The 17,800-nt window shown below is 61.9% G+C and carries 8 protein-coding genes and 1 pseudogene; 5 read left to right on the top strand and 4 right to left on the bottom strand.

What is annotated here, in order from left to right; all coding sequences use genetic code 11:
• Window positions 1-9: 9 nt before the first annotated feature.
• Complete coding sequence (locus RF644_RS05580) at window positions 10-1,290, bottom strand: MFS transporter (RefSeq protein ID WP_368795744.1); 1,281 nt, start codon at window positions 1,288-1,290, stop codon at window positions 10-12.
• A gap of 517 nt (window positions 1,291-1,807) precedes the next feature.
• Here RF644_RS05580 and RF644_RS05575 point away from each other — a divergent pair.
• A complete protein-coding gene (locus RF644_RS05575) occupies window positions 1,808-2,251 on the top strand; it encodes a hypothetical protein (protein WP_368795743.1) in 444 nt (147 codons plus the stop codon).
• Between the two features lie 276 nt (window positions 2,252-2,527).
• On the opposite strand, the gene RF644_RS05570 is transcribed toward RF644_RS05575, so the two are convergent.
• From RF644_RS05570 to RF644_RS05560, 3 genes and pseudogenes are all read right to left on the bottom strand, one after another.
• Complete coding sequence (locus RF644_RS05570) at window positions 2,528-3,421, bottom strand: YDG/SRA domain-containing protein (RefSeq protein ID WP_368795742.1); 894 nt, start codon at window positions 3,419-3,421, stop codon at window positions 2,528-2,530.
• Window positions 3,422-3,909: 488 nt separating this feature from the next.
• A pseudogene (locus RF644_RS05565) lies at window positions 3,910-5,064 on the bottom strand (IS3 family transposase).
• 498 nt (window positions 5,065-5,562) lie between these two features.
• Entirely contained in the window at window positions 5,563-5,859 is a 297-nt protein-coding gene (locus RF644_RS05560; RefSeq protein WP_368795741.1) for a hypothetical protein, read from the bottom strand.
• 522 nt (window positions 5,860-6,381) lie between these two features.
• Here RF644_RS05560 and RF644_RS05555 point away from each other — a divergent pair.
• From RF644_RS05555 to drmB, 4 genes are read left to right on the top strand one after another with little or no spacing between them, the layout of a single operon-like run.
• Entirely contained in the window at window positions 6,382-11,100 is a 4,719-nt protein-coding gene (locus RF644_RS05555) for a DEAD/DEAH box helicase (protein ID WP_368795740.1), read from the top strand.
• Window positions 11,097-12,707 carry an NERD domain-containing protein gene (locus RF644_RS05550; protein WP_368795739.1) on the top strand — a complete coding sequence of 537 codons (1,611 nt, stop codon included), beginning with the start codon at window positions 11,097-11,099 and terminating at the stop codon, window positions 12,705-12,707. Before RF644_RS05555 ends, RF644_RS05550 begins: the two co-directional genes overlap by 4 nt.
• Window positions 12,700-15,834 (top strand): helicase-related protein, encoded by a 3,135-nt coding sequence (locus tag RF644_RS05545; RefSeq protein ID WP_368795738.1) that lies wholly within the window; start codon window positions 12,700-12,702, stop codon window positions 15,832-15,834. The genes RF644_RS05550 and RF644_RS05545 overlap by 8 nt, the downstream gene beginning before the upstream one ends.
• Window positions 15,831-17,657 (top strand): DrmB family protein, encoded by a 1,827-nt coding sequence (drmB, locus tag RF644_RS05540; RefSeq protein ID WP_368795737.1) that lies wholly within the window; start codon window positions 15,831-15,833, stop codon window positions 17,655-17,657. Before RF644_RS05545 ends, drmB begins: the two co-directional genes overlap by 4 nt.
• Window positions 17,658-17,800: the final 143 nt, after the last annotated feature.

Raw genomic sequence — 17,800 nt, 5'->3', positions numbered from 1 at the left:
CAGGTCCTTTCAGGCGGCCATGGCGAGGCGGTCGCGGCGCGGGAGCATCCGACCGTCCTCGGTGGTGAGGCCGGGCTGGGGCGGGTGGATGAAGAAGGTGGTCAGGGTGCCGAGGAGCATCAGGCCGGCGAAGACCCAGCACACCCCGATCGGGCCGAGGACGGGCAGCAGCAGGGTGGCGATGCCGGGGCCGAGGAACGTGGTCAGCCCGGAGGCGAGGTTGTGGGCGGAGATCGCCGCCCCGCGGTGCTCGGGGGCCAGGGCCGGGAAGATGGCGCCCATCGGGACGAACGCGGTGACGGACAGGGCGAAGAGCACGGCCGCCCCGACCATCGCCGGGAAGCTGGGGCCGAACCACACCGGGACGTAGGCGAAGGCGAGGACCGCGAGGGCCATGCCGCCGAAGCCGAACCAGCGCATCTGCCGCATCCAGCCGTAGCGGTCCCCGAGCCGGCCCCACACGATGTTGGCGCCGATGGTGATGGTGTTCATGATCGCCCAGAGCATCATCCACTCGGGCAGGGTGAACCAGGACTGGCCCCCGATCTCGCCGGTGGTCAGGTACAGCGGCATCATCATCGGGAACGCGTAGAGCGTGAGGTTGCACAGCACCCGGATGACTACGGAGAGCGCGATCTGCCGGTTCTCCACCAGGATGGTCACCCCGCGCAGCAGCTCGCGGGTGCGCTCGGCGCCGTGCAGCTTCTGGGAGAGGTCGGTCTCGGGCGGGGCGCCGGGAACCAGGAAGGCGCACATCAGGGTGCCGGCCGCCACGAAGGGCAGGGACATCCACAGGGTGGCGTACTCGCCGATGACGGGGACCAGGAGGCTGGGCACGTAGGCGCCCATCACCCCGATGCCCAGCGAGAAGGACGCCCAGAACCAGCCCATGGCCGAGGCCAGGCGGCTGGGGTGCACCGACTGCGCGATGAGCACCACGAAGGAGTACATGAACAGCGGGTAGGCGACCCCGCGCAGGGCATAGATCAGGATCGTCCCGACCACGCTCTCCAGCCCCACGGTGAGGAACAGGACGTGCAGCACCATCCAGAGCACGCCGCCGAGGACCATGAGGCGCTTGGCGCCCACGACCTCGGCGAGCACGCCGGTGGTCCACGCCGAGATGGCGACCACCAGGCCGTAGACGGTGAAGACGAGGCCGGCCTGGGTGGGCGTGAAGCCGTTCTCGACGAGGAAGCGGGACAGGAACGTGAGCTCAAAACCATCACCGGTCATGAAGATGGCGAGGGCGAGATAGCCGAAGAGCAGGCGGCGGGGCATGCCGAACATGCGGGTACTCCTTCGTGGACACCAAGGGGAAGGCACCTGGTGAGCAGAAGAGCGGTCAGCCGGTGCGCGATGTCCTCAACGCTACGGAGGTGTGACGCGGGCCACTAGCCGATTAATCTGGTACAGACTGATACTTTTGCGCCCGAAGGACTTGACCCGACTGCATGGCCGGCTGGCTGGACATCGTCGGACATGGCACCCCGGGCGCAGACGTTGAGCGAGCACTCGCCTCCAATTGAAAAAGTCTAACTATCCGCTCACCGACCGGTTCGTCCATGGCTTGGATTTCGCGCTGCTGATCAGGGCTTCACAGAGACGCCCTACCGATTGGTGTCGGGATCAATGCGGCGAGAACCGCTCCGAAAGGTAGCCCGGGAAAGCGACTGTATGTACCGGCGTAGCACCCGGACTGCACTGTGGTTGCCCCATCTGTGTGGACATCCAAATCGTCGCCACTTGACTGCCATTGCGACTAAGTTGATGTTTGCATTTGCATCATTCGACTAGGGGGCTCGACATGACGGAATCCGCGCGGCAAGGACGACCGACTTTCTACTACGGGCGCACCTGGGACCAGTGGGATCAGATGCTCACCGTGGTTGAAGACTTCCTCATCGAGATAGCTGAAATAGAAGATCAAACCAACTACAGCGAAGTAAATGCCCGCCTTCTTGAAGAAGGTCTACCTGGGTTCAAGTTCTTTCTGGACTCGGAGCGGGCAGCCATCGGCTCACTGCTGGGGCAGATCTCCGAGAGGTCCTACGCGGCCGATGAAATCCTACTCACAGTCCTGGTCATCCACCACGACACCCCGAACGATATCGGCGGCGGATTCTGGAGGCTGACGGCCAAGTACGGAATGGTCTCGCCGAAGCCCAATGACATTGAGAAACTCGACGCCCTTGTGGATTTGACCACCGCTGTTTACGCCCGTTACTCACTGAGGAAATCTCGCCGCTGAATCGGCACATCAACGCTTGACAGGCCCTGGCAGAGGCGGTTCAAACATAGAGGCAGCCCACATGTGGTCGGGTTTGAAACAATCTCTGGGCGTGCCAGCTATAAAGGGCAACAATTTTATCGATTTCGTCGCGGACAAAGACATGAGGTCGAGAACCGAGCTCACATGCTGCTGGAGGTGAGCGGGTGAGCGCCGCCCCTGGCGTCATCAAGGCATCTGAACAGGCCTCTCGCTTCGACATGACCCGGAAGTTGCTTTGGCATGGGGCATTTCAGTTCAAGCGCCGGTGAGGCGCCGATGATAGGCAAGTGATTCAGTGTCGAGATCGTGGGAAGGGTGGACCAAGATCTGTCGGGCGTACCTGACGTTGCTCGTCGTGAGGTCGTGGACCCGAAGATCCTCATCGAGGTAGAGGGTCAGGCGGTTGAACCGCACATGGCAGGTCGGGCACAGACAGAGCATATTGTCGGCAGTGTCGGTTCCATTGTGCGGATAGGCCAGTGGGCGAATATGGGCGCCTTCTGAGTAATTGAGGTCGCCGGACAGCGTAACCCTGGTGCGGCAAAATTGACATGTTCCACCATAAATTTTTTTCACCCAGGCGGCTACTGCTGTGAAACGTTCGATGCTGCTGCCAGATGTCTCCGAACGAATAGGGCTTGATGCGCTGGGGGGCGGCGTCGACCTGTCGTCACTGATGATGTCGATCGGAGAGGCGTCGTCCGTCTTGACCATTTTGAATCGGCACATCCGGAAGCCTTCGGCGCCGATTTTGTACCAATAGTCATCGACGAGATAAAGCCCCCGGTAGATGTACTTGTCAGGGGATTTTTTGGTCTTGCCGTTACCCGAGGTGACTCGCACGGGCCTTGCGTCGAGGTGGCTTCGAACAAGAGCAGCATTCCACCGATCGCTGAAGGACTGGTTTTCTAACTGAATACGCTTCAACCGGTGCTGTCCTCCGGCCCCAGTGAAGATGATGACGTCGCCGAGATCTTCGTCATCCGGGTACCCTCCGCTCAGAACGATGGAGTCGGCACCGTCTTCAGGATTTCCTTGGATCCCGTGCATCGGTGGCATGTGCACACCTGCTGCGCGCAGGTCGGCGCGGGCGCTGAAGGTCCGGCCAGGATAAATTCCGGGAATTTGGCCGAAGACAAGATCAGCCATTCGGGTTCTCCCTATCACGAGGGTCAGGCGAACACGCCTTGATCGCACTCAACGTTTCGGTCATGGCCGCATGATGACACGAATAAATACAGTTACCCGGACATTCCCGACCCGCCGGGGCGTGTCTACACCGAACCCCCTTGCCCCGGACTAAGACATGACAACATCCAATCCATCGTTGCCAGTTCTCGCCCGGGGAGCTCACAGCGCCGCCATGATTACGCGGAACCAGCTGTAGATGGTCGGCGATCACAGTGGGAGCTGTTCGCCTCCGTTCCTTCCGACGCCACCGCCAGCGCAGGGGGCGGCGAAGGGCCCTGGATCGGCAACCGTGTCGCGTTGGAGGGCGACCAATGACCTCCAGTGTCGTGCCCCTAGGGGGCACTCAGTGGCCATGTGGTATTGCATTTCGTCGGTGGGGAATGCCCCGACTTTCCTTGACAAAGATGACCTGCCCCACGGTTTGCTTACCCCGTGAGGTCTGAAGATCAGGCGGGGATGGATGGTGCTTCGTAGCGTAGTTCGTGGGTGACCGGGGACTCGTAGTCCAGCTGGGAGTGACGCCGTTGGCGGTTGTAGAAGATCTCGATGTACTCGAAGATTGCGTTGGCCAGGTCGATCCGGGTGCGCCACCTCTTCCAACTGAGCAGCTCGATCTGCATGGAGGACCAAAACGATTCCATCATCGCGTTGTCATAGCCGTCCCCGATCGTCCCGAACGAGGGCATCAGACCCGCCTCCCGGATACGGCGGGTCTGATGCCCAAGAGGTGAACTGCACCCCGTGATCGGCGTGCACGATCCCGCCCGGGGCGGGCCGACGGTTCTTGATGGCCATGTCGAGGGCGTTGACCACCAGGGAGGAGTCCTGGTGGTTGTCGATGGACCAGCCGACGATCCGGCGGGAGAACGCATCCAGCACCGCGCAGCAGTAGATTTTGCCCTCTCGCGTGGGATGTTCGGTGATGTCGGTGACCCACAGCTCGTTGGGCGCCAGCCGGTGGAACTTCCGGTGCACGAGGTCATCGGCGGTGGCCACGCCCTTGAGCTTTTTCACCTTGGCCGGGCCCGGTAATCCGGCGATCCCGGCGAGACTCATCAGCACGGCCACCAGGTTCTCGCTGACCACCACGTCCATGCCGCGGGTGAGCTCGGCGTGGACCCGCCGGGAGCCGTAGGTGCCGCGGGACGCCGTGTGCACTTCCCGGATCAGCCCCGTGAGCCACTGCCGGCGCATTGCCGTGGGCGACAGCGGCCGGTTCTTGTACTGGTAGTAGCCGGGACTGCTCACCCCGAGCAGACGGCAGCAGACCTTGACGGGGTGCCCGGCGTCGACGAGCTGGTCGATCACCGGATGAGCCCTTTTGGGTCGGGGCGGTCCTCCCCGAGCAGCTTCGCGGCACGCTTGAGGATCTCGACCTCAGCCTCGAGCTGGCGAATCCGCTTCTTCGCCTTCGCCAGATCCGCCGACTCGTGGGTGGTAAGCCCGGGCCGTTCGCCGCGGTCGATCTGGTCCTGACGGACCCAGTTGTGCAGCGCACCGGTGCTGATCTCGAGCTCGGCGGCGGTGGCGGTGATGGTCTTGCCGGCCCGCACGAGGGCGACGGCACGGAGACGGAACTCTGCAGGGAAGGGTCGTGGCATGGTCGGGGCCTCTCGATGAGATGCGCCGATCTTCACATCCGGAGGGGTAACTAAGCCATAGGGCAGGTCAAGGGGTCAAGGAAATCTGGGGCAGTCCCCTGCGGTATCGGGTCTCCTCGGCGCCCTCCTCGCCGATCAATACGATGGCCGGAGTGAACGTGGTCCGCTCCGAAGAGACGTGGTAAGTGGATTTCTGGTGCGCACCCGGCTGTCGTAGAAGACACAGACCTTCACGATCTCGTTGAGAGTCCTGGTGCTCCGGATTGCGATGTGCTGTACGCCGTAGTCGCACTGGTGGACCGTGCAGCGGTAGCCATTGAAGTTCTTTCGCCGGACCATGCGAGCTCCTCGGGGGGTGGTGGGATGTGGCGAAGTCGGAACCGCCCTCCACCAGCGACTGCCACAGGTGGTTCGCGTGTTGACCTGCCGTTGGCAGTTCCCCCCGCAGCTTCGAAATCGTTCTACAACTGGCCCTGGATCGGGTTGGAGCGGTGCGGTTCAACGCCGCGGCGTAGCGTCCTTGACGCGGCGCCGGCCGTGGTTTCTGGATCCGGGCCGGCGAACGTTGTGATAGCAGTAGGGCAGGCTGTCGGGCTCGAACCAAAAATCACCCTTCGCTCGGGCCTTGTCGTCGAACGCTGCGGGGCGCGACCAGATGCCGTTGATGTCGAAGTAGACATCGGCGTCGGGCACGTCTGACTCGTCCCCGAAGCCCACGGTGACGGGGTGGTTGGAGAGCAGATGGAGGGGTGCGGCCTTGCCGGGCTTGTCCAGGCCCTTACTAGTGAACAGCACGACCCCTTCCTCGAGGACGGCAGGACACTTGGTGGGTCGCATCCACGGGCCCCAGAAGATGGACGGGTAAAGATGGTGGGGTTGACTGGTGGTCGGCGTAATTCTCATCCACACCATTCCCTCGTAGTCCCAGTCCCAAGTGTGTTCGTGGTGCTGTGCCGCACGGCTGTGACCTGTCACGAATCTGTCTCTCCCATCCCATGACCTCCGACCTCCATGACTCTGTACATTTTTGCAAACAGCCAAGGGGAAGCCTGTCACGCACTCCTTAGTCGCAGTGTCCCCTTTCGCGCCAGCGCACTGGTAAATACGCCAGAATGCGGGTCCACCCGCCAGTAGGGTAGGGCCAGCGCTCCTCCCCTGGGCCCCGAGGATCATGTCAGCGACGGCGCCAGAATCTAGGTGATGCGTACTTCCGAACCCTTAAGTTACGTCACGGTAAGCAGGGGGAGCGGGTCGATTCCGTCGAGACCTATGAGATTCATTACGATCGAAAAGGTCGACCCGTGGAAGGAAACAGCAATGGCGCACACACCCTGGAACTCCCCGGATCCAGCGCTCATCGGCTTCATCGAGGACTGGCAGTCGGTAGTACCGAGGATTTATCGAGAGGACCCCAAGCTCCTCGAGGAACATGCGCGCCAGGAGAAGTCCTTCCAGACCAGCGGCTATTCGCGTCGCCAGGTGACGGAACTCGTGCAGAACGCCGCCGACGCGATCTTCAAGTCGGGACGAACAGGGAAGATCGAGCTAGTCCTGACGGACAGCTACCTCTACTGCGCCAACGATGGTGAGGAGTTCGAGAAGGCCGGCATCGAGGCGATTACCCACGCCTACCTCAGCGACAAGAGGGGCGGGGAGATCGGCCGTTACGGTCTCGGATTCAAGTCCGTTCTCGCGGTCACCGACAACCCGCAGATCTTCAGCCGTTCGGTCAGCTTCCAGTTCGGCGCACCGGAAGCACAGAAGGTGCTGGAAGGAGTCGGTGCGACGAACGGCAACATGCCAGTGCTCCGGCTGGCCACACCCCTCGATGCATCGAGCACCCTCACCGAGGATCCCATTTTGCAACGATTGGCGGAATGGGCCAGCACCGTCGTCCGCCTTCCCCTCCACAGGAACACGGACCTGGGAGAGCAACTTCGTGATTTCCAAACGCAGTTCCTGATTTTCACTCCCCATGTCGAGGAACTCTCGATCTCCGTGTGCCGTGACGACGCCAAGCATGCAGTTCGACACTCATGCCGCTCGATCGGCGAGTCGTCCTATGAATTGGAAGGACCCCAGACCGGCGTTCAGAAGTGGGCGATCTTCACGCGGGAGCATCTTCCGTCGTTGGCGGCACGACAGGAGGTCGACGACGCCATCGCCCGAAAGTCGATCCTCGTCACATGCGCCATGCCGCTCGACGGAGGCGTCAAGGAAGGCGCGTTCTGGGCCAACTTCCCACTGTCCGATCGAACCTCTGCTGTAGGTATCTTCAACGCACCATGGGCCTTGAGCGAGGACCGCAGTCACATCCTCACGGAAAAGAAGTACAACGTCGAAATTTTCGACACCTTGGCTCAACTGTTCGTCGACTCCCTGCCGCACCTTCGCACGGACCAGGACCCGGCCAGGCATCTCGAGTATCTGCCGAGCCGTTTCCAGGAGTCCTACTCCCTGGTGGACAAGGCATTAATTTCGGAAATACACCGCAAGGCCTCGGAGGCGGCCCTGATCCCTGACTCGACCGGTCATCTGCGACGCGGATCCGACATCATTGCTCTCAATCACGGAATCACCCTGCCAGCCCAAACCATGGCGTTCTGGGATTCCGCTCCCCATACTCCCGATAACGTGCCGCATGCGTCCTGTTACCGGGATAGCAAAAGCAGAAATATCAGAGTTCGTCTCCGTGAGCTGCATCGGAGAGCATTCGCCGATGCCCGGGCCCTCTTGCAGAGAGATCTGCCTGCGTCGAAGAACGAGATCGATCTCTCCACCTGGTTGAGCATGCTCGGGAACGTCGATGATATGAAGTATTCGCAAGCAGCGCTGAGCATGGTCCCGGATGTCCAACCGGAGAAGGCTCGAGGATCGCTGGCGTCGGCTCGTATTGTCCCGACCAACAGGGGACGGCGAGCTGCCCTGGGCGAGCATGCAAGGGTTCACCTCCCTCCCGACGGCGGAGTCCAGCTATCCGGGTACGAACTTGTTGCGGACCACATTGTCGACGACGCTGTCTGCCGCGGTGTCCTCCGTAATTTCGGGTTCACGACGTTGGACGACGAGGTCGTCTTCAAGTCAATGCTCACGAGGATGGGGGAAGAGCCGGGTGACCTCGAGTGGGAAAACCTTTGGAACCAGGCTCTCAACCTCGAACCTCGTAAGTTGGCGCTGATACTTCAGGTCTGGCGACAGGAAGGTCATATTGTCAAGGTCAGGACAAAGGCTGGTACTTGGCACGATTCCGCGGAAATCTTCGCACTGCAGAAGCCCCCTTTGGAGATTTCGTGGGCCGACCGTACTTTAGAGCCCAATTTCCTCCCTTCCAAGGCGCTAATGGAAGTCCTCGGTATCGTGACCGAACTTTCCCCCAGGTGGCCGGTCATTGAGGAGCCTGAGTTCACGCAGTACCGGGCGTGGGCAGTGGAACAAGCCTGGGGAGCGGACGCCGAAGACCAAAGTTCGACGCCGGAGGACTGGACTTTCGCGCAGGAGCGAGGTGGTGGGCCGCTCGGGCTCATCCACCACTTGTCCGATACGGAACCTATTCCGACAGAGGACGTCGTGGACTTGACGGCGGCCATGCTCAGGATCCCCACCGCTCGCGAATGGACCCTCCGGTCCCCGGACGGAAACGAAGAATTCATGGTGCCAGCACCGCACCTGTGGGCAGCTCTGGAATGGGGCCTGGCAGACACCTCCTTTGGAATCCGCCCGGCGTCGCAAGTGGTGTCCCCGTACCTGGCGTCCTATCTCCCTTGGGTACCACTGCCCAGAAACTCGCACTTCGGGGCCTTGCCATTGGCTGAATCTATCGAAGACATCCCCCATGAAACGCTCTTAGAAGGGATGGCCAAAGGGCGTGGATTGCGAGCCACTCCCAACCTAACCAAGTCGCTCCTCAAGTTCTTGTCCGAGGCTCTTCCACAGCTCCGTGACGGACACCGCTGGACCCGTGACGTCCCGGCCGTTATGGGGCAGACGGTGGACCTGTTCCCCGCGGGGCAGGTATTCGTCGCCTCCGATCAGGAACAGGTCGACGTGCTGGAGCGATCGAAAAATCCGTACCTCTTTGTCGAGGACACGGCATTGCGGAGCGTCCTCCTCGAACATGCGGATTTCCAGGATGCCGAGAACGCGATCCAATTCGAGCTGATCCCGCAGGAGCCCTCGGAACCGGTCCTGCTCACGGATTGCATCCCGACGTTGCATAGCTCCCTTGATCGCAAGGATCGTCGGCTCACGGTCACGGAATGCTCCGCGATCGTGGCTCGCCAAATCACGCCCGACGGTGTACAGGAGCAGTCCCTGCGCAGAGCGGTCCACGACGGGACGGTCTACGTGACCAGCGATCCCTCTGATAGGCCGCACGCCCAGGACCTGCTCACGTGGGTCAATCACGAAGTCGGTCTCGGGCTGAGTGCTTCGGACATCGACGGCGTCATCGAGGCACTTTTCGATGCCGACACCGAGAAGTTGAGACAACATTGTCGTGCCGCGTTGTCCCACGAAAAACGTCTGCAAATTTTGGCGTTGCCAGAGCAACTGCGCGCGAAACTTCCCTCCGGCCTCGTGGAGACCCTCCATACAATGGGGACACCCGTTAATGACAAGGACATGGCGCGCCTGTTCCTCGATTCTTTCGGCACCGACAGTCTCAGTCATTTGACGGACGAGTTGCGGACACGACGACTCAATCCACCCGACAAGTGGGGAGGGCTGGGTCCTGCACGACGATTCGTGACGGACTTGGGGTTCACAGCCGATTATGCCGGGACACCGAAACCGTCGCGCCCCGCGGCGGAGACGATAATGGGAAAACCAGGGCTCGGCCCCCTGCACGACTATCAGGAGGAAGCCCTCCGGGAACTGCGCTTCCGTCTTCGTTCCAACCCTGGCAACGCCGACAAGGCCTTGCTCGAGCTCCCGACGGGCGCCGGAAAAACCCGTGTGGCCGTAGAGTCATTGGTCAAGGCATTCTTGGACAACGACTTTCAGCAGAGTGGCCCCGTATTGTGGATCGCGCAGTCCGAAGAATTGTGTGAACAGGCGCTCACAACCTGGAGCGAGGTGTGGAGGGAGTTCTCCGATGAAAGATCACTGAGCATCAACCGGTTCTTCGGTACGCATCGGCCGCAGGCTCCCGAACTCGAACTCAGCGTGGTCGTGGCAACCGACGCGATGCTCCACGAACATTTCGATGACGACTCCTACGACTGGATTTATGCGCCTGTTGCCGTGGTCGTTGACGAGGCCCATAGGGCGGCGGACAGCCCGCGCTACAACACGATATTTCGACGCCTGGGGGTCGATCTCGGGCACCGGGAACGCCCCCTCCTGGGCCTTTCGGCCACTCCGTACCGGGGCAGGGACTCAGAAGCGACGCGCAAGCTGGCAAGCCGCTTCGGTAACAACCTCGTCCAAACCTTGGGCGACAGTCCAATTGAGGAGCTTCAAAACCGCGGTGTCCTGGCCCGCATCGATCACAAAGTACTCCCGGGTTCCCGACTTTCCATACGGTCGACCGAGGTTGAGCTGAATCGACTATCACAAGACACACTGAATCGGGTCGGTGAAGACCAGCAGAGAACAAAGGGCATAGTCAACGACATCATGAGTCTGCCAGAGGACTGGAAGGTTCTCGTGTTCATGCCTTCCGTCCTCTCGGCCCAAGTCCTTGCAACGGTGCTCAAAAGGAATGAAAGGAATGCGGCCTCGGTCAGTGGGCGGAGCTCCCGCGGCGAACGCGCTTCAGTAATTTCGCAGTTCAAGCACGGAGATATACAGGTCCTCGTTAACTGCGACCTCCTGACACAGGGCTTCGATGCCCCTCAGGTTCGTGCGCTGTATGTCGCCCGGCCCACCCTGAGCGAGAGCCAATACGTGCAGATGGTCGGCCGCGGACTGCGCGGCCCCAAAAACCGTGGGTCCGACCGATGCCTCGTGGTGAACCTCGAGGACACTATCGAGAACGTCGATGTCGACTTGGCGTACCGGGGATTTACCCAGTATTGGAAAGTTGAAAACCCTTGAGACTAATACCGCCGGTCGAGTACATCGACTCCCAAAGTGGCGCTGAGCGGGAAGTCGCGGAACTCCTGAAAGCCCTGCCAGCCGATGGGGGGATCGCTTATCACTCGGTGCACCTGCCTCGACACCGCAAGCAGATCATGGGCGAAGCGGATTTCGTCGTGTTGTGGAAGGGCGCGATCCTCGTACTGGAAGTCAAAGGAGGGCGGCTCGGCCGGAGCGACGAGGGAATCTGGTACTCCGTCGACCGGCACGGCATTCAGCATCCTCTCCGGCGGAGCCCCTGGGTGCAGGCCAAGGACGCGGCGTTCGCGTTGCTCGACATTCTGACCCAACAGACCAGTGGCGGTGATTGGCCGTTCGCCTATGCCGTGGTGACCCCGCATCAGAACCTGTCATCAGATGCAGAATGGGTGCCGCAACAGCACATCGGCTTGGATCTCATGACACCTGTCGGAATGGAACGCGCTCTGGATTCCCTGGCTCGCCTGGCTCGTACACCACCGGGCGCACCCGAGGATATCCGGCAACAGGATCTCCGCCCCATGGGGAATCTGACCATGATCTCCAAGTTCCTCCGTAAGGAGGTGGACGCCATGCGAACGGTGCCCGACACCGAACTCATCATCGACCGGAACATCGTGTCCATGACGGATGAACAGATCGACGCCATGCGCGCGTTCGAACGGAATCCCCGGGTCCTGGTGCTGGGAGGGGCCGGCACAGGGAAGACCGTCGTGGCGATCGAAGCCGCTCGCCGGGCCGCGGCCGACGGCAGTTCCGTGGCTTTCGTCTGCGGCTCCGCAGGCGTCCTGCAGCTCGCATCCGAGTTGTTGCGCGGCAGTCCGGTACGGCTTGTGCCCTTCAGCTCCATCCCCGACGAACCGCTCTTCGACGTGGTCGTGGTGGACGAGGCCCAGGACCTGCTCAACGTCGAGGACATGAGCGCGCTTGCGGAGACGATCCGTGGGGGGCTTGACGGCGGCCGGTGGTGGGTCTTCCTCGATCCCAACAATCAGGCACACCTCACCGGGTCGTTCGACGAGGGGGTGTACCGGGAACTTCAGGACAGCGCGGTCGTCGTCGACCTCACGAAGAATGTTAGGAATCCTCGCAGCGTCGTGACCACAGTGCAATCCCATCTCGGAGCAGACCTGGGAAGTCCTCGCATCGGTGAAGGACCGGATGCGTCGATCGTCCAAGCCCGCACACCGGGGGAAGCTCGTCAACTCCTGGAGCGCCGCATTCGTGCCCTTCAGGAAGAGGGGGTCAGCCGCAAGAAAATCACCATCGTCAGCGCTGCTGCCAACCCTGCCGAGTCGGTGCTGGCCGTCGACGGACGAGTGCCCTCGAGCTACAAGGTCGACGATCGATCGTACGAGGTAGTCGCAGCAGCAAGTATCAAGGGTTTGGAACGGGCGCACGTGGTCGTCGTGGACGTCGCCGGCCTTGACAGTCCTGGGGGCAGAGCGGCGGCCTATGTTGCCATGACCCGACCTCGGTATTCGCTCTACGTCGTCAGTTCCCCACAGGCGTATCAAATCATGGGGCACCACGCGCTCCAGTACATCCAACAGCAGGTAGATAAGGTCGGATCCAGGAATGACTGAAGCCGTCGCGCGTCAAATGCGAGTGATCGAACATCTCGAAAAGCAGTATCTCGGCCCGGCCGACGGGCCGGAGGAGCTGTTGCGCAACCGCCCCAATGCGACCTATCTGGTCGGAGTTCTCTACCCGAGCGGCATCGGGATGGAGGTTGACGAACCGTCGACCCCGGCCGACGACGACACCGACGATGATGGAGTCGACGGTGCCGAAGATCCAGCCATCGACATGGCCAACGCGTACCACCCCTCATCCAGCGCTCTGTCCTTCATACACGACGGCGAAGCGGTGGAAATTGATCTGAGGTACGCCACCTACAGCGAGGAAAAGTCCGACGCACGCACCGCATGGCGTCGAGCAGGCCAGGAGCTTGTGGACATCCGCCGCGAGCGGGGAGATGAGCCTTGGAAGTCCGATGATGGACGTGTGGTCCTCGACCTTCGGTGGCGGCCTTTCGGCGAAGGCCGTTCGCTGGTCACTGTGGCCGTTCGCAATACCCGTGTAGCCCCTGGGGTCGAAGGTGAACGGCAGCTGCGAACCGAGGACTGTCTCTACCAGGTGAGGATGACAGCTCGTGCGGTAGGGGGCCGCATTCTTCCTTATCGGTCGGTCGAGGACCTACGGCTCGACGACGAGCAGGAAGAGCTGGCGGTGCGCTATCGACACCGTGAGGTTTTCGCCGTAGGGCACGGTACCTCCGTCCGGTGGGAGCTCGACGAGTCGGGCGCCTGTTCGTCGGTGGCATCGGACCCGTTACCCCGGTACACCGTCCCACCTGTGCAGGCGAAGACCAGCGACGACGGCATCCTGCAGCTCAGCCGTCTGACGCAGATACAGCAGGAGCCCACCGACATCCTGGAAGAGCTCAGAGCCTTCGTCGACGAGTACCGCCAGTGGACCACCGAGCAGCGTACCCAGGCGGGCGAGCTCGAACAGCTCTACCGTGAAGCAGCCCGGAGAATCACCGAGCGGCAGCAGTGCGCCGTCGACCGTATGCAGGAGGGGATTGCTCTCCTGGAGGAGTCGGAGACCGCACGGAGCGCCTTCCGTCTGGCCATGCTGGCCATGCGGGAGCAGATGCTCCAGTCGACTCATGTCAAGAGCGGGGTTCCTGGGGAACGCGGCCTTGGACGCGAGCCGACGTGGCGCCCGTTCCAGCTGGGTTTCATCCTCCTCGCACTGTCCAGTACAGCAGACGTCGACCATGACGATCGGGACCTCGTCGACCTGATCTGGTTCCCCACCGGCGGGGGCAAGACCGAGGCCTATCTCGGGTTGGCAGCTTTCGAGATCTTCCGGCGCCGGCTCGAACAGGGGGTACGAGGAGGCGGCACGGCGGTCATTACCCGCTACACGTTGCGACTGCTGACGACGCAGCAATTTCAACGAGCCGCGACCCTGGTCTGCGCCATGGAATGCCTCCGGGCGACTGATCCGACTGTGCAGGGCATGGCGCCCTTCACCATCGGCTTGTGGGTGGGAAACAACACGACTCCTGGGACGCAGGAGCAGGCGATCAAGCGGCTCGAACTCACGCGGAAACGCGAGGTCCCCGACAACCCCTTCCAACTGACGGAGTGTCCGTGGTGCGGTCACCGTATGATGCCGAAAACCCGGTCGGAAAAGGCCGGGGACTACGGGGCCGTGCATTCGGCAGGCGATATCTGGCTACGATGTCCTGATCCCGCATGTCTCTTCCACGAGCGACTTCCTGTAGAGGTCATCGACGAAAGAATCTACAAGTACCCCCCCACCATCTTGCTGGCAACGGTCGACAAGTTCGCACGCCTGCCCTTCGTGCAGGAAGCCGGGGTGTTGTTGGGAGCCGGATCCGGAGCCAACGAGCCGCCGTCCCTGATACTCCAGGACGAGATGCACCTGCTGTCCGGTCCCCTCGGTACGACGGTCGCGATCTATGATGCCGCGGTGTTGGGCATCATCGAGGAGGTCGGTGGGCGCCCGAAAATAGTTGCCTCCACCGCAACGATCCGATCCGCCGAGGACCAGGTGAAGGGACTGATGGCTCGGAAGGTTCAACTGTTCCCGCCATCAGGTCTCAACGAGGACGACAGCTACTTCGCCCGACCCGTCCAGGACCCCGATGCTCCCGGCAGGACGTACATCGGGCTCATGCCGCAGGCCTTCACGCAATCGACCTCAGTGGTGCGCGCAATGGGGGCCATGCTGGAAGCGCCTCGGTGGGCAGCAGAGGGGCCTCAGGACGAGGAAGGCATCGATGCCTACTGGACAGCTGTGGCATATCACAACAGCTTGCGCGAGTTGGGGCGAACCGTGACCCTCGTTCGCGACGACGTGAACAGCCTGTTGGCCACCAGGCTCGGACCTGATGGTGAGACACGTCAGATCCGCGGCGATGGGTTGGTCGAGCTGACCAGCCACGTGGGTGCCGAGGAGCTGCCGGAGAGTCTCCGGCGGATGGGGCGAGTTCGAGCCCACGGCGACGCGGTCGACGTGGTTGCCTGCACGAACATGCTTTCGGTGGGCATCGACGTCTCACGGTTGGCGTTGATGCTCATGAACGGGCAGCCCAAGACCACCTCCGAGTACATCCAGGCCACAAGCCGGGTGGGGCGCGGCGACGTCCCAGGCGTCATCGTGACGTTGTACCGTGCCTCGCGCCCGCGCGACCGCTCGCACTACGAATCGTTCCTCGGATATCATCAGGCTCTCTACCGCAGCGTCGAACCGACGAGCGTGACTCCCTGGTCGGCGGCGTCGAGGCATCGGTCATTGGCCGCAGTGTTCGTGACCATGGTCCGGCATCTCAGTCCTTGGAGGAACGAGGCCCAGGCCGTCGATTTCCGACCGGATGCCAATGTGGTCCGCAATATCAGAGACGTGATCCTCGACATCGTAAAACGTTCGGATCCGGATGAGTGCGAGGCCACGGAAAAGCACTTGGACCTACTGATTGACCAATGGCGCATTCGGACCGCGCCCGACCCGGAGACCGGGCAGTCAAAGCTGCGCTATCAGCCCATGCGGGGGAAGAGGGACGAGCCTGCGCTCATGCGTGCGTTCAACGAGGAGCGTTATGGGTGGGCCGTAATGAATTCCATGCGCAGCGTCGATGCGAACGTCAACATGAAGATTATTGGGGAAAAAGCATGAGCAAAGGGCCCATCGACCACCAGACATCGGAGATACGTCAATTGCGGCTCCAGGAGACCATCTACCCCTTCGGGGTGGGCGCCATCGTGGACATCAAGAGCGAGTCGTTCATCGGCATGGACACGGGCACCTGGAACGAGAAGACCTGCAGGCCCCTGCCCTGTCGCCCCCTCGAGCGGGAGCTGGGGGTTCTCCAGCTGCGGGAGCCTCCGACGGCCGGAGAGTTCAGCCGCAATTCGGACTTCGCGATTCCGTATCGCCGATTCCCGAAGTGGCGCTTCTGCCAGGACTGCTCCCTGATGTCGAACCGTGTCCACCACCAGAAGGGCGCCAGCACCAATGGCTGCTCCCGATGCGCCGGACCGATGGTTCCGATGCGTTTTATCGCCGTATGCGCCACCGGAGGGCACATCCAGGACATCGGCTGGCGGCGGTGGAGCCACTTCGAGGCCGCCAACGACGAACAACGGCAGTGCAGGGACTATGAGCACTTGGAGCTGAGGACGACCCCCGGGGCGGGCGAAAGCCTGCGCTCTTTGCGCGTGATGTGTCGCTCCTGCGGCATCTCGAGGCACCTCGGCTCGCTCGGACGCAATGAATCCTTGCACGAGGAGGGCCACAAGTGCCGGGGGTTGCAGCCCTGGGAACCCCAGGACACCCCCAAGGACTGCGCTTCCGAACTCCGGGTCATCCAGCGCGGATCCACCAGCGTCTACCAGGCCGAGACGACCTCGGCCATTGACATCCCGGAAGTCGCATCGGCCACGACCAAACTCCGGGAGCAGGTGCTCCACAACGACATGTTCAAGGGCGTCTTCGGGCAGAAGGAGGGCCCCCTGCTGGAGTACGCCGTTCCCGTCATCGCTGCCCAGACCGGGGCCCCAGAACATATGGTTCGTCGGTTGCTGACCACCGACCCGACGGCGGACTCCGCGCAGCTGGAGACCAACCTGCATTCGGGAGAGTGGGCCGCCTTCGACAGGGTGCTGGCAGGCGACGAGGAAGTGAAAAATCCCGACTTCAACGTCGACCGCTCCGACTACCCAGACGAGCCCGGGGTCCTGCCGGCTCTGGCCGAGCTGGTCTCCGATGTCGGGTTGGTCCACCGGTTGCGGGAGGTGCGAGCACTGCGGGGTTTCCGTCGCTACGAGCAGGAGCATTTCACCCGTGTGGATCTGGGGACCATCGACGGCCTGAAATGGTATCCGGCGATCGAGCAATTCGGTGAAGGGATTTTTCTGCGCTTCGACGAAGACATCATGCGTGCATGGGAGGATGAGCCGGCTGTCCAGCGTCGTATCCAGCATTGGATCGCCCGGGGGGCGAAGCTGACGAACCGGAGGTTGGTCGTCAGCGATCTACGTCCTCGATACGTACTGCTCCACACTTTGGCGCACCTGTTGATGCGCCGGCTCGAATTCCAGAGCGGGTACTCCGCATCGTCTCTGTCGGAGCGTGTCTATGCCTCGTGTGACGGGCCGGATCCACAGTCCGGTTTGTTGATCTACACAAGCAGCGGGGACGCCCAGGGCACATTAGGTGGTTTGGTACGTCTGGGCGAGGCCCGGTACTTCTCCCGACTGCTGTTGGGCGCGGTGGAGGATGCTGATCGGTGCTCCAACAATCCCGTTTGTGCTGAGAGCAGTGGGCAGGGCATGAACAGCCTCAACCTCTCTGCGTGCCACGCGTGCAGTTTGGTGTCGGAGACCTCGTGCGAGCGCAGCAACATCTATCTTGACCGCAAACTTCTGGTGGGTGATGACTCGCTGCCAGGATTTTTCCGGGATGTGCTGGCAGAGGCCCGGGCGAACATCGGGGGTTGAGTGCGGGTAAGGGCCGTAGCGGATGGAATTGTGTGAGCCCTTCATCCGTGCGGCTCTCTCCCCTTCTCGCATCCCGGGTGCTCGATGTTGCACCGATGGGCGTGGGCGAGCGGTGCCGGGCGGGACAGGCTGTGGAGGCAGGG

Source organism: Kocuria sp. CPCC 205258, from assembly GCF_040981005.1.
GTDB classification, from domain to species: Bacteria; Actinomycetota; Actinomycetes; order Actinomycetales; family Micrococcaceae; genus Kocuria; species Kocuria rosea.
This window is presented reverse-complemented; position numbering and strand designations above follow the sequence as displayed.

Bases quoted from the DNA above. Each gene is read 5' to 3' on its own strand.
- RF644_RS05575 (WP_368795743.1), top strand. From the start codon at position 1,808: ATGACGGAATCCGCGCGGCAAGGACGACCGACTTTCTACTACGGGCGC.
- RF644_RS05545 (WP_368795738.1), top strand. From the start codon at position 12,700: ATGACTGAAGCCGTCGCGCGTCAAATGCGAGTGATCGAACATCTCGAA.
- RF644_RS05570 (WP_368795742.1), bottom strand. From the start codon at position 3,421: ATGGCTGATCTTGTCTTCGGCCAAATTCCCGGAATTTATCCTGGCCGG.
- RF644_RS05580 (WP_368795744.1), bottom strand. From the start codon at position 1,290: ATGTTCGGCATGCCCCGCCGCCTGCTCTTCGGCTATCTCGCCCTCGCC.
- RF644_RS05555 (WP_368795740.1), top strand. From the start codon at position 6,382: ATGGCGCACACACCCTGGAACTCCCCGGATCCAGCGCTCATCGGCTTC.
- drmB (WP_368795737.1), top strand. From the start codon at position 15,831: ATGAGCAAAGGGCCCATCGACCACCAGACATCGGAGATACGTCAATTG.